13 protein-coding genes are annotated in these 11,844 nt (G+C 61.4%); 5 read left to right on the top strand and 8 right to left on the bottom strand.

Going from position 1 to position 11,844, the window contains the following annotated elements; translation table 11 throughout:
• Window positions 1–594: substrate-binding domain-containing protein (locus JOZ76_RS10465; protein WP_291698557.1), on the bottom strand; the 594-nt coding region annotated here is incomplete at its 3' end.
• Window positions 595–877: 283 nt separating this feature from the next.
• Here JOZ76_RS10465 and JOZ76_RS10460 point away from each other — a divergent pair.
• Window positions 878–1,519 (top strand): SGNH/GDSL hydrolase family protein, encoded by a 642-nt coding sequence (locus JOZ76_RS10460; RefSeq protein ID WP_291698556.1) that lies wholly within the window; start codon window positions 878–880, stop codon window positions 1,517–1,519.
• 69 nt (window positions 1,520–1,588) lie between these two features.
• A complete protein-coding gene (locus JOZ76_RS10455) occupies window positions 1,589–2,677 on the top strand; it encodes an ROK family transcriptional regulator (RefSeq protein ID WP_291698555.1) in 1,089 nt (362 codons plus the stop codon).
• Window positions 2,678–2,850: 173 nt separating this feature from the next.
• Here the strand turns inward: JOZ76_RS10455 and JOZ76_RS10450 are convergent, their stop codons facing one another.
• The 7 genes from JOZ76_RS10450 to JOZ76_RS10420 all read right to left on the bottom strand — a co-directional run bounded on the left by JOZ76_RS10450 (window position 2,851) and on the right by JOZ76_RS10420 (window position 9,839).
• Entirely contained in the window at window positions 2,851–3,240 is a 390-nt protein-coding gene (locus JOZ76_RS10450) for a hypothetical protein (protein WP_291698554.1), read from the bottom strand.
• 610 nt (window positions 3,241–3,850) lie between these two features.
• A complete protein-coding gene (locus JOZ76_RS10445) occupies window positions 3,851–5,041 on the bottom strand; it encodes a M24 family metallopeptidase (RefSeq protein WP_291698553.1) in 1,191 nt (396 codons plus the stop codon).
• On the bottom strand, window positions 5,038–6,009 hold the full coding sequence (locus JOZ76_RS10440) for a D-2-hydroxyacid dehydrogenase (RefSeq protein ID WP_291698552.1): 972 nt from the start codon (window positions 6,007–6,009) through the stop codon (window positions 5,038–5,040). The genes JOZ76_RS10445 and JOZ76_RS10440 overlap by 4 nt, the downstream gene beginning before the upstream one ends.
• Window positions 6,002–7,306, bottom strand: coding sequence for a TRAP transporter large permease (locus tag JOZ76_RS10435; RefSeq protein ID WP_291698551.1), 1,305 nt, complete (start codon window positions 7,304–7,306; stop codon window positions 6,002–6,004). Before JOZ76_RS10435 ends, JOZ76_RS10440 begins: the two co-directional genes overlap by 8 nt.
• Window positions 7,303–7,824 carry a TRAP transporter small permease gene (locus JOZ76_RS10430; protein WP_291698550.1) on the bottom strand — a complete coding sequence of 174 codons (522 nt, stop codon included), beginning with the start codon at window positions 7,822–7,824 and terminating at the stop codon, window positions 7,303–7,305. The genes JOZ76_RS10435 and JOZ76_RS10430 overlap by 4 nt, the downstream gene beginning before the upstream one ends.
• A gap of 53 nt (window positions 7,825–7,877) precedes the next feature.
• Window positions 7,878–8,891 carry a TRAP transporter substrate-binding protein gene (locus tag JOZ76_RS10425; protein WP_291698549.1) on the bottom strand — a complete coding sequence of 338 codons (1,014 nt, stop codon included), beginning with the start codon at window positions 8,889–8,891 and terminating at the stop codon, window positions 7,878–7,880.
• Between the two features lie 144 nt (window positions 8,892–9,035).
• Window positions 9,036–9,839 carry an IclR family transcriptional regulator gene (locus tag JOZ76_RS10420; RefSeq protein ID WP_291698548.1) on the bottom strand — a complete coding sequence of 268 codons (804 nt, stop codon included), beginning with the start codon at window positions 9,837–9,839 and terminating at the stop codon, window positions 9,036–9,038.
• A 269-nt stretch (window positions 9,840–10,108) separates the two neighbouring features.
• Between JOZ76_RS10420 and JOZ76_RS10415 the strand changes: the two genes are divergently transcribed.
• The 3 genes from JOZ76_RS10415 to JOZ76_RS10405 form a co-directional block, all read left to right on the top strand.
• Window positions 10,109–10,948, top strand: coding sequence for a cyclase family protein (locus JOZ76_RS10415; RefSeq protein ID WP_291698547.1), 840 nt, complete (start codon window positions 10,109–10,111; stop codon window positions 10,946–10,948).
• Window positions 10,948–11,298, top strand: a complete 351-nt coding sequence (locus JOZ76_RS10410; RefSeq protein WP_291698546.1) for a cupin domain-containing protein — start codon at window positions 10,948–10,950, stop codon at window positions 11,296–11,298. The genes JOZ76_RS10415 and JOZ76_RS10410 overlap by 1 nt, the downstream gene beginning before the upstream one ends.
• On the top strand, window positions 11,295–11,844 hold a 550-nt coding region (locus tag JOZ76_RS10405), incomplete at its 3' end, for an SDR family NAD(P)-dependent oxidoreductase (RefSeq protein WP_291698545.1). The genes JOZ76_RS10410 and JOZ76_RS10405, both read left to right, overlap by 4 nt.

The raw sequence follows: 11,844 nt of genomic DNA, 5'->3' as shown, positions 1-11,844 counted from the left end.
GTAACGGTTGGTGTCTTCCGGGTGGCCGGCGAGACCGCGGAGCGCCCAGATCTTTCCATTGTCGCCGACCGTCTTGACCAGCCAATCGCCCATGACTTTACCAAAATAGACGCCACCGGCCCGGATTTCAGTGGTGAAGGCCTTCGTCCCTACTAGCCCGGTGTGAACAACAATCGGAATGCCGGCTGCGGCGGCCTTTTCAATCTCCGCATCGGCCGAAGTCGCCGTCACTGGCTGAACGATGAGAGCGTCCACGCCCTGGGCGATCAGGTCTTCGATGTCAGCAACCTGCTTCTTCTGGTCGAAGTTGGCATCAAGCAGAATGAATTTATTGATGCACTTCTCGCGGTCTGCGGCAGCCTGCGCTTCATGGGCGACTTGGACCGTCCATGTGTTTGCGTTGACCCCGAAATGGCTCATGCCGATCTTCCATCCGCAGGGCTTCTTGTACTTGCCGGCTTGAACCACCGGGTTATCCCCCGCCGTTGGCACCACTTCCGCCATTGGCGAGTAAAAGTCTTGTGCAAGCGATGGGCCTGACAAACCAGACCAGAGAACGAGCATTGTTGGCGCGGCTATGTTCCTGAAATTCATAAGGTTCCTCCTTGAGCGAGGTCTCACTTTGCCTCTCTTGGGTAGATCGGCGTCCCCGGGGCCGGAGGCAGGGAGCAATTGCGCAATGCAACTTCACCCCGCTAGCCGCCTCTCCTGGAACGTCCCCCGACGTTCATCAGGAACACGACGGCGACTCCTTGTCAATAATTATTCAGAATGAATGAATATCTACCTTGGAAGAAGGCATCGACGATGCATGAATGTGTCCAAATGCCTCGCAACCCTAGCTATGAATTTCGTTTGGTGAGCCTATTGTCCTACGATGCGCACCGTCCTGTGCTACGGAGATTCGAATACACACGGCCAGATTCCTGGCGGCCTGACGCTCGACCGCTACGCGTTCCATGAACGCTGGCCGGGCGTGCTCGATCGAGAACTGGGCAATGATTGGCGCGTGATCGAGGAAGGCCTCAGCGGCAGGACAACCGTCCACGACGATCCCATTGAAGGCCCCGGCAAGAATGGCAGGACCTACCTGCGCCCGTGCCTCATGAGCCACGCGCCGCTCGACCTGGTTATCATGATGTTGGGGACTAACGACCTGAAGACCCGCTTCCACCAACCGCCCTCCGAGGTCGCGATGGGTATCGGCTGCCTGATCCACGACATCAAGGAACTGGCGCCCGGACCAGGCGGTCACGTGCCGGAAATCCTCATCGTCTCGCCGCCGCCAATGCTCGATGACATCAAAGCTTGGGCGGGGATATTTCGGGACGCGCCGCAGAAATCGCGTGAGCTCGCCCTGCAACTCGAGATCATGGCCGATTCACAGGAGGTGCACTTCTTCGATTCCGACTCGGTGGTCGCTTGCGATACACTGGACGGCTTCCATATTAACCGCGATGCACACGAAAAGCTCGGGATTGCTCTGGCGCGGGAAGTGGAGTTGATCGGCTGGAAATGATTTGTCTACTTGCCGCTTCGTTCACCTGCGTTCGGGCGTGCCGCTCTTTCCGGCGCGGAGGCGACCGCCATGCCTGATATGCGCTTCGCGCCGCCGAATCCGCTTCGTATTGCCGACCGCGCGTCAGGCCTGAACGCGACGAGCGTGCGCAGCTATAATGAGCGTCTGGTCCTGTCTCTGCTGCTGCAGAACCAGTCGACCACGCGATTGGAAATAGGGGAACGGACAGGTCTTTCAGCTCAAACCGTGTCCGTCCTGGTGCGCTCGTTGGAACAGGAGGGCCTTGTCGCCAAGGGGGAGGCACAGAAGGGACGTGTTGGGCCGCCTACCGTCCCGATCGTCCTGAATTCCGAGGGTGCATTCTCGATCGGTATTAGCGTCGGCAATCGGCGTACCGACGTTGTGCTGATCGACTTTGTTGGTAAGGTTCGCTTCCACACGATGCTCGCAAATCCGAAGGTCAACCGTTCCACCAATCATTCTGAGTTTCTGAACACCATTCGCAAAGCGATCTCAATGCTGCCCAAGAAGGCACGAGAACGCCTTGCCGGTGTTGGTCTCGCGCTACCTTACAGTTTCTCGAGTGGACGCGACCAAGAGGGCTACTTCAATGCTCTACAAATCGAAATTGAGGAGCACCTCGGCGTCTCCGTCTTCGTCCAGAATGACATTACCGCTGCCGTCAGTGGCGAAAGCATGTTCGGTGTCGCCAAGCCACTTTCCGATTACATGTACTTCTACCTTGGCGCAAATCTGCATGGTCGCCTTGTGTTGAATCATCAAATCTACAACGGCAATTCCCCTCTTAGCTTTGACGTCGGTATGGCCGCGCTGGAGAAGGAACTCGCCAAGCACCGCCAGCCGTTGGAGCCGCTGTGGGAGCGCACCGGCTCATGGCCGGACTACGGGGATCTTTTGATCGCCTGGGAAGGACGGCTGATCGATCAAATGGCCCAATCACTCGAATCGGTAAGCCAATTCGTCGAGTTCGAGACCGTTGTCCTGTCGTCGTATGCGCCGCCCGAGATCTGCGGGGACATATGTCGCAAGCTAGAGGCGCAGACCGGCGTCAGGGCAGTTGCAGGCAACATCACGCCGTCACCCAAGGCAGTCGGCGCGGCCAGCCTGCCCTTCAGTTCCCGCTTCATCGTCGAATGATTGGCCGAACGACGCGAACCTTCCCTGCGTTAAGGCCAGCACAACGGCTTTCGGGCCAAAGCCATTGAAGTCCCTCACCAGATTTTGCAATCACCCTCCATTTGGATCCGGCCATTTCCGGGCACTTCTGAGCCGTTTGCAAAACTCGCGGGGCGACGAAATCGACCGGCCGATCAAGTGTAAGACGGCAACGGCTCGATATCGGAAAACTTGTCCAGTGCATGATTCAATCCATCCAGAATCATGCCTTCACCATCGAGCACAGCGACCGTGACGCGCGCCTTGGCGATCACCACCTCGTCCGCCTGGGCCATTCTTGCCATCGCGTCGCGTTGGGCCTGCGTCGCGGAGTCATCCTGAAACAGGGCGGTGATATAGGGAGCACGGCTACCGACCACACGCTGAGAGACGGCAAGAACCGCGCCGAAGGCCTCGACGTTCCTGATCGCCTCCGATTTGCTGAGATATTTCTGAGCTTGCGGGACAAGAACTTCCCCGCCCAGAACAACCGCCAATGCCGTAACAGAAAGCATTGATGCGGCGAAAAGCCGACTGATCCGCATGGTACGTCCCCTCAATTCGTAACCTTTGTCTGCCGTTCATCTGCCAGAGCGGCCTTAACGACAATGCCTGTAGAATTACAGTCCCGCTCGTTCATTCGAGCGCAATACGCAAACGCTTTCACGCTTCACGCGATGCCTGCGAGGATCTCGTCAGCTTCGTCCTGCTGACGCATACGGGTTCCACAGATCGAACGAGCGCGTTCGCACGCGTACGAAGGCTCTGTCGTATCTTGAACGCGTCGTTCGCGTTGGGCGGCCGCGGCAGGGCGACCTCCCGCATTCGATCTGGATAGGAACGAACTGACGTGCGGATGAATTGAAGCCGGCGATCATGCCGCCAATCGTCGCCACGCTGCCGACCAGATGACGCTCCGGACATTCCTCTCCAATGTGATCTTGATTCGTCGGAAGAGAGCTTGACCGCGACGTCGTCAGAAAATCCAATATACAAAATATGGACCGCCATAGGTTCGGATTCTGAGTCGAGCCAAAGCGCCTGCTCAGGCCGTGCGCTTTGCAGAACATGGTTCTTGAGAAGCGGGGGCCCCATAGTGCAATGGTCCTGCCAAAGCATCGCTGACGATCACGCGATGCCGGCCAGCATCTCCTCTCACAGCTCGAAGATCTTCTTCTCGGTTCGGTGCAGGCATGGTCCGGGCCCATCTTCACCGACCAGGTAGTTGTCACATATCACTGCGAACAGTGTCTCGGTCTCGTAGCCGGGATGAACGGCCAAGTGCATGCCCGGACTGATGGTCATGGTTTCGTCGCGCCGGATCAGGGGCCGCTCCACCATGTCGTAGCCTTGACTGTGCGCATAGAGCCGAGTCTCGGGCGGCAGGCCGCGCGCGGTCATGTAGTCATCATGGGCGGCCGCGATATCGCGCGCGCTCGCCCCAGGCTTAAGCCGCGACAGCGTGTGCTCTTGCGCAGCTTTCACTGCCGCGAAACCATCATGCAGCTCGGCGGATGCTTTCCCCAGCACGAGCGTGCGGGCGATCTCGCAGAAGAAGCCGCCGGGACCGTTCACCTCGACGAGTAGAGACAGATGGTCGCCCGACGACAATGAGCGTCCCTGGAAGTGACGCCCCATGAAGGGCGAACGCACGCCCACCTGCGCAGACGCGCCGAGCAAGATGCCCTGCTCGCTGCCGAGCCGTTGCGCCTGCATCTGCGCGGCGGAGGTGACGTCGATGTCGCGCAGACCGGGCCGGATGACGGTGCAGACGTGGGCGAAAACCTCGTCCTGCAGCGCCGCGGTTCGCCGGATCAGATCCTGCTCCTCTGGGCTCTTGATCGCCTTCAGCGCATCGAGCTCCTCCGTCATGTCGACGATCTCGACATTGCCAAGGCCCTCCCGCAGCACATCGCTGAAGCCGGCGAGAAAGCCGGTGCCGTTTGCAAAGCCGACCCGGCGCACCGCATGCTCACGCAGGTCGGTTAGCGCCAACTCCGCGTCGTAACGCACGCTGTAGCCGATCGACGGAAACGACGGCGTGGTCAGGATGGTGCCCACGCCGCGGTGGATCGGATCATCGCCTTTCAGCGTTCGGCGACCATCGAAAATCCCCATTTGCACCACGGTCATGAAGTCGTCGGCATAGAACAGCAGCGTGCGCGGATAGCCATTGTTGGCGGGGATATCGGTGAGCCATTTCACGTTTCCGCCGAGCCAATCATTGGTCGCCTGGACAATCAGTGCATCGATCTCTCGTGCCCTCATCAGCCTGCGCAGCGCCGTCCAGCGCCGCTCCAGCTCCTGATTGCTGATACGAACGGGAATTCTCTCGTTTGCCGTCATGCTTTGACTCCGATTTCAGCCAGCGAAAGCCGATTGTGCATCTGATCGTATTGTCCCGCGGCAAAGGCGCGCAGATTGTCCAGAACGAGCGGCAACAGCTGCTCGTCGTAGCAATCGCTCATGCCGCCTAGATGTGGCGTGATCAGCACGTTGTCGAGACGCCATAGCGGGCTGTCGGCGGCAAGCGGCTCGCGATCGAACACATCGAGACCAGCACCGCCGAGCCGCCTCGATTGAAGGCGGCCGACGAGTGCCGCTTCATTCACCACCGGACCACGCGCGAGATTAATCAGAAAGGCGTCCGGGCGCAGCGCATCCAACACATCGGCGTTGATCAGATGGTGCGTTTGCGGCGTATAGGCTGTGAGCACGATCAGGAAATCGGCTTCCGCCGCCGAAGCAATCAGATCGCGGCGCGGCCGAATCTCGTCGAAGCTATCCGCCGAACTGCGGGCATCGCTGATTCCGACGGTGTGCATTCCGAATGCCTTGCAACGGCGCGCGAGTTCCTCGCTGATGGCGCCGATGCCCGCCACAACCACAGTCTTGCCCAGCAGCAACCGCTGCGGCCAACGCTGCCAGCTTTGTTGCTGCTGATTGCCGACTATCCGGGGCAGATCGCGCGCCAGCGCCAGCATGTGCAAGAACGCCATCTCCGACATCTGCGGGCCGTGAATGCCGCGCGCCGAGGTGATCATGACGGTTTCGGGGAGCTCCAAGCTCAGCAGAGGGTCGATGCCGGTGGTAAAGGCCTGGATCCATTGCAGGCGCGGCATCGCAGCGACCACCTCCGGCGTGATCGCCTGCGCAAGCCCCATCACGGCACGGGCCTGCCCCGCACGGTCGAGCAGCGCCGCTGCGCTTTCTGCGGCATGGACCCGGACGGCGGGGCACGCCTGCCCGATCCGGTCCGCCACGGTGGGCACATCCTGGGTGATGACGAGAATTTCCAGCCGATCGTCAGCCATAAAGCGCCTTGGGCAGCCACAGCGCCAGCTGTGGGAAAATTAAAAGCAGCGCCAGCAGCACGAACGGCGCGATCAGAAACGGCAGGATGCCGCGATAGATGCTGCCGAGCCGAATGTCCGGGACCTGGGCCTGAATCACAAAGAGGTTCATGCCGACCGGCGGATGGATGAGGCCCAGCTCGACGACGATGACCACGATGATCGAGAACCAGACGGGATCATAGCCATACTGCTTCACCAGCGGCAGGAACACCGGCACGGTGATCAGCACCATTCCGATTCCCTCCAGGAAGCATCCGATCACGACATAGGCGACGATGATGATGCCCATCACCGCAAGGCCCGGCAGATGCAGCGACCTGGCGGTGGCGGCGAGCAGCTGCGGCAGCTCGGTCTGAACGACGAAGATTGCGAAATAGGTAGCGCCGATGATGATTGCGAACAGCAGTGCCGAGGTCGACACCGCGCCCTCCACGGCCTGAAACAGCTGCGCCGGCGACAGCCTGCGGCCGATCACGCCGAGCAGGATGGCCCCGAAGGCGCCGAGCGCTGCGGCCTCCGTCGGGCTGAAGATACCGCCATAGATGCCGCCAATCGTCAGCGTGAACAGCAGGACGAACTGCCAGGGTTGGCGCAGCGCGCCAAGTCGCTCGCGCCAACTGACCGGCTTGCCAAGCGGAGCGAGCTTCGGGTTCAGCTGCGAGGCGAGCAGCGCCAGCGCGACATAGGACACCGTGAGGATGATCGCCGGGAACAGCGCGGCCGCGAACAGCTTCGGCACCGACTGCTCGGCAATGGCGCCGTAAATCACCAAGATGATCGAAGGCGGCACCAGGATGCCGATCGAGCCGCCCGCCGCGATCGCGCCTGCGGCAAGACCGTCGTCATAGCCCGCCTTGCGCATCTCGGGCAGCGCGATCCGCGACATCGTGGCAGCGGTTGCGATCGAAGAGCCGCACACCGCGCCGAAGCAGGCCGATGCTCCGATCGCCGCAACGGCCAATCCACCGCGCACGCCCGACAGCAAGAGGCGGGCCGCATTGAACAGATCGGCCGACAGCCGCGTGCTCGAGGCGACGTCACCCATCAGGATGAACAGCGGAATCACCGACAGCGGATAGGAATTGGCGACGTCGAACGGTGTCGTGCCCAGGGTCGTGAAGGCAGCGGCCCAACCGTTGATGACGGTATTGCCGGACAGGCCGACGATGATGAGCGCCGCCCAGACCGGGATGCGAAAGAACAACAACGCAAACAGTGCGAGAACACCGATCGCGCCGATCCACTGGACGCTCATGTGCTATTCTCGCTTTCGGCATGAGCTATCCTGCGCGAGGCCGGCACCGGCCGGAACAAGGGACCGAGCGCGCACAGCACCGTCCCGATCAATCCAACGATGGCGAAAACCCAGAGCACCCAGAGCTGCAGGCCCAGCTCCAGCTTGCGGTCGCCGTAATCATGGGCCTGCAAGGCGGGAGCAATCATCGCGGCTGTGACAAGAACCAGAAGAGCGACCGAGACGATGTCGGAGAGCCGTACGAGGACGCGCTCGAGGCGCGGACTGACCAATGAATCGATGACGTCGATCACGATGTTCTTGCGGGCAAAGAAACTCGCCGACATGCCGTGAAAGACGAACACGACGAGGCAGGCCTCGACGATGTCATAAGCGCCGCGGATCGGGCGGTTGAAGAGAAAGCGCAAGGTGACGTCCACACAGGTCGTGAGCATCATGACGACGAGCGCGATCATGGCGAGCCGGACCTGTGCGGTCTTCAGGCGCTCGGCAAAATTTTCCAGCGGCGGAACGGCCATGGTGGCTTCCTTTGTAAGTCACGGCCGGCACGGCCGCTGCTTCGATGTCCGCTTCAAGCCGTGTAGGCGTCAAGGAAAGCCTTCACCGGTTTTCCGGACTTCTCCAGATTGGCGAGCGCCTTGTCTAGGAGCGGCACGAGAATCTCCTTGACGCGGGAAAGCTCGGCATCGGCAAGCTGCGAAATCTGCACGCCCTTCTCGAGCATATAGGCGCGACCCGCCTTCTCGCTGGCATCGAAGGCGGCGCCGAAGCGCTCGGCCATTGCAGGCCCGGTGGTCTGCTCGATCATCTGCTGCAGATCGGCCGGCAGTGCCTTGAACTTATTCGGATTCATGGCCACCGCGAAAGTCGCAGTGCTCACGCCCGGCTCCAGCGAATATTTGATCGCGGTACCGAGATCGAAGCTCTGGCAGGCCTCGTACGGGAAGGTCGCGGCATCGATGATGCCTTTGGAGAGACTGTCCGCGGTCTCCGCCGGCGGCACCGCAAGCGGCGTAGCGCCGAGCAGTGGAATGATCTGCGCGAACTGCTCACCGGCGTAGCGCACCCGCAATCCGTTGAAATCTTCAAGCTTGGTGATGGGACGTTTGCTGGTATGGAACATCAGCGGATTGGTCACCGCCATCCACAGGATCTTCATGCCCGGATGTTCGGCGAAGAGATAGGTCGGCGCCAATTCCGTGAGACGGTGCGACGTCACCGCACTGTTGCTGCCCGCCTTCGGCGCCAAATAGGGCAGCGAGATGAGATCGGTCATCGGGAAGCGGCCTGGGGTCGCGCCGTGCAAGCCGACCGCGATGTCCACGACCCCGTTGCGCACCAGATCGAATTGCCGGTTGACCGGCCCTAGCTGCGAGGCCGGGAAGATGTTGAGCGTCAACCGGCCTTGCGACTGCTCGCTCAGGCTCTCGCCCCACTTGGTCAGTTCGCGGTGGAACGTGTGGTTAGGCGGGAGATAATGCGAGACTTTGAGGCTGATCGGCTCCGCCCTGGCCGACGCTATGCCAAGCCCCCCGATCGCCGCGCCAGAAATGGCCCCAAGCAGGACCGAACGACGTGTAACCATTGCGCTTCTCCCTCCCGACTGCGCCCGGAGCTTATTCGCCTCGGTGCGCCACCCGCTTGTCTCTCGGACATCCGGCATAGTACTGCAATACGGTTCATTTGTATCGTATTGCGGTTAGCACCGCAAGGGGACCGCTCTACCCGCTCAGCGGGACAGAATGCCTTCCACCCGCCGCCGGAACCCAAGCAGCTTTTCGGCCAGGCCATCCCGGTTTTCCAGAAAGCGCTGCGTCGGCACTGGAATCGAGACTGCGACCGGACGACCGAAATGATCGATCACTGCGGTACCGATCGCACTTATTCCGGCGCCATGCTCTTCCAGATCATAGGCGAGATGGGTGCGGCGGATGTCGTTGAGCTCATCGATCAGACGCTTGCGACTGGCAAGCGAATAGTCGGGATGCTCGGCCAAGCTCTTCTCGATCAGTTCCTCGCTCTCTTCCGGCGAGAAGCAAGACAGCACCGCCTTGCCATTCGCCGTGCAATGGAGTGGAAAGCGCTCGCCGACCGCGGATAACGCAGTCAGCCGGCGGCGGCCTGGTACCTGATCGACAAACACGACTGAGCCGCCGGAGAGAACCGAGAGGTCGACCGTCTCTCCCACCTCCTCGCCTAGCGTCATCAAGTGCGGCCGAACGATCTCGCTGGAGTTAGCGCCCACCGAAGCTGCGATCCGCAACAGACCCATGCCGATCCTCACCTGCCCAGGCCCACTCGACGTGACGAAGTCCTGTGCGGTCAACGCCGCCACGATCCGCTGCACGGTCGAGCGGGCTAGCCCCACGGATTTCGCGATCTGTCCGAGACTCAAGCCGTTCGGGTGGCTCTCCAGGGTGCGCAGAATGCTGCCGGCACGCGCCAGTACCTGAATCCCATTGCTGCCACGCTCATCAGACGGTGGCGCTGCGGACGATGTTGCTTTCAACGCCCGTGCTGCGGCTTTCGACATCAGTCTACTGTCCTCCGATTGGACCGATCACACGATCGGAATCTCGTAGCAAGACACTCTAGCCCAGCGCGACATGCAGGGCGACGCGGCATGCCCGGGTTGGCGCCATGCATCGGGCTGCCACACATCAGCTTCGTCCGCTCGTGACGGGGGTGCTTCGAATTGCGGTTGACCTTTTCCACGATATGATACATGTGTATCGCAACATGGGGCAAGCGGGATTGTGCGGATTGCTCCAAGGAAAACCGGTTTCTAAAGGGAGGATGCGCATGTCGGTCAAGATTCGGGGCATCGATTTTCAGAGCAACACCGACAATGCCATGGGCCTGAGGTTTACCAACCTCTCGCATCGCTGGGGCTTCCAGTGTCCGAACTGGCCCTATTTCGAAGACGTCAAGATCGAGCGCATCCACTACATGGCCAAGTCGGGTGTGCTGTCGCAGCGCATTACGACCTCGATGCATTCCACCACCCATATCGACGCGCCGGCCCACGTGGTGCAGGGCACTCCGTTCATCGACGAGGTGCCATTGCCGCACTTCTTCGGCTCAGGCATCGTGGTCTCGATCCCGAAGAAGAAGTGGGAATCGATCACCGCGGACGACCTGGAGAAAGCCTGCGGGCACGCCATCCGCCCGCACGACGTGCTGATCATCAACACCGGCTGGCACAAGATCTATGAGGATGGCGACTACTTCGCCTACTGCCCGGGTCTGGTGCCCTCCGCCGCAGACTGGATGGTCGACAAGCACGTCAAGGTGCTCGGCCATGACACGCAGGCCAACGACCACCCGCTCGCCACCGCCATCGGCGCGCATCGCAACGGTCCCCTGCTGCCGCACCTCAAGGAAGAATATCGCATCTGGTCCAACGGACGCGACTGGTCCGAAGACTTTCCGGAATGGGAGCCGGTGCACAACAAGCTCTTCAAGCACGGCATCCTCGGCATCGAAAATGTCGGCGGCGACCTCGAAGAGGTCACCGGCAAGCGCTGCACCTTCGCCTTCTTCCCATGGAATTGGGACCGCGGCGACGGCTGTATCATCCGCCTCGTCGCCATCACCGATCCGAAGCAGGCCTATCGGATCGAAAAAGGCGAGGCATTCTGATGCACGTCAAGCGCTTTGCGGAAGCCAAACCCTACGATGCGCCAAACCATTACGGCGTGGTGGGGCTGCGCCTCCAAGGTTTCGAGCCGGGGGGCCCGACCAACCAATGGATCGGCCTCTCGCAATTTCTGCCGGGCGGTGGCGCCGGCCCCGACTCCACTCCCTTCGAGAAAGTCTATGTGGTGCTCGACGGCGAGATGACCGTGATCGTCGACGGCCACGAGACCGTGCTCGGCCGCTACGACAGTTGCACCATCGCGCCCAACGAGGTGCGCCAGATCGTCAACCGGCGCAACGACGTCTGCACCATGCTGGTCGTCATACCCTATCCGCCGGGAGCGAAGCCATGACCGCCTCCGCCGAATTCCTCAAGGATCCGCTGTCGCTGTTCGATATCCGCGGCAAGGTCGCCGTCGTGACCGGCGCGTCGGGTGCCTTCGGCGCGCTGGCTGTGCAGGTGCTGGCCGGCGCCGGCGCGAAGGTCGCCGCCGTCGCCGGCAACGCCGAGGCACTGGCCGAAACCGCATCGACGGGGCGCGCGCTCGGCGCCGAGGTTTTGACCATCGCCGCGCGCCCGACCGACGAGGCCGCCTGCGCGGACATCGTCGCCCAGACGGTCGAGGCTTTTGGCGGCCTCGACATTCTCGTGGTTGCCTCGGGCAAGAACGATGTCGCCAAGATCGTCGACATGGCGCCCGAACGATTTCTCGATGTGATGGATGCCAATGTCACCCAGTCCTGGCTGATGGCGCGGGCCGCCGGCAAGCAAATGCTGGCTCAGGGTCGCGGCGGCAAGATTGTGCTGATGTCCTCGGCGCGCGGCAAGCTCGGCCATCCAGCCGGCTACTCGGCCTATTGTGCCTCGAAATCGGCGATCGACGGCATCACCCGGGCGC

Origin of the sequence: Bradyrhizobium sp. (assembly GCF_019244115.1) — a bacterium.
Classification (GTDB): Bacteria; Pseudomonadota; Alphaproteobacteria; order Rhizobiales; family Xanthobacteraceae; genus Bradyrhizobium.
The sequence above is the reverse complement of the archived record's forward strand: the minus strand, read 5'-3'. Positions and strand labels throughout refer to the sequence as shown.

Excerpts from the sequence above, each read along its gene's own strand:
- JOZ76_RS10460 (WP_291698556.1), top strand. The coding sequence starts at position 878 with ATGCGCACCGTCCTGTGCTACGGAGATTCGAATACACACGGCCAGATT.
- JOZ76_RS10455 (WP_291698555.1), top strand. The coding sequence starts at position 1,589 with ATGCCTGATATGCGCTTCGCGCCGCCGAATCCGCTTCGTATTGCCGAC.
- JOZ76_RS10450 (WP_291698554.1), bottom strand. The coding sequence starts at position 3,240 with ATGCGGATCAGTCGGCTTTTCGCCGCATCAATGCTTTCTGTTACGGCA.
- JOZ76_RS10445 (WP_291698553.1), bottom strand. The coding sequence starts at position 5,041 with ATGACGGCAAACGAGAGAATTCCCGTTCGTATCAGCAATCAGGAGCTG.
- JOZ76_RS10440 (WP_291698552.1), bottom strand. The coding sequence starts at position 6,009 with ATGGCTGACGATCGGCTGGAAATTCTCGTCATCACCCAGGATGTGCCC.
- JOZ76_RS10435 (WP_291698551.1), bottom strand. The coding sequence starts at position 7,306 with ATGAGCGTCCAGTGGATCGGCGCGATCGGTGTTCTCGCACTGTTTGCG.
- JOZ76_RS10430 (WP_291698550.1), bottom strand. The coding sequence starts at position 7,824 with ATGGCCGTTCCGCCGCTGGAAAATTTTGCCGAGCGCCTGAAGACCGCA.
- JOZ76_RS10425 (WP_291698549.1), bottom strand. The coding sequence starts at position 8,891 with ATGGTTACACGTCGTTCGGTCCTGCTTGGGGCCATTTCTGGCGCGGCG.
- JOZ76_RS10420 (WP_291698548.1), bottom strand. The coding sequence starts at position 9,839 with ATGTCGAAAGCCGCAGCACGGGCGTTGAAAGCAACATCGTCCGCAGCG.
- JOZ76_RS10415 (WP_291698547.1), top strand. The coding sequence starts at position 10,109 with ATGTCGGTCAAGATTCGGGGCATCGATTTTCAGAGCAACACCGACAAT.
- JOZ76_RS10410 (WP_291698546.1), top strand. The coding sequence starts at position 10,948 with ATGCACGTCAAGCGCTTTGCGGAAGCCAAACCCTACGATGCGCCAAAC.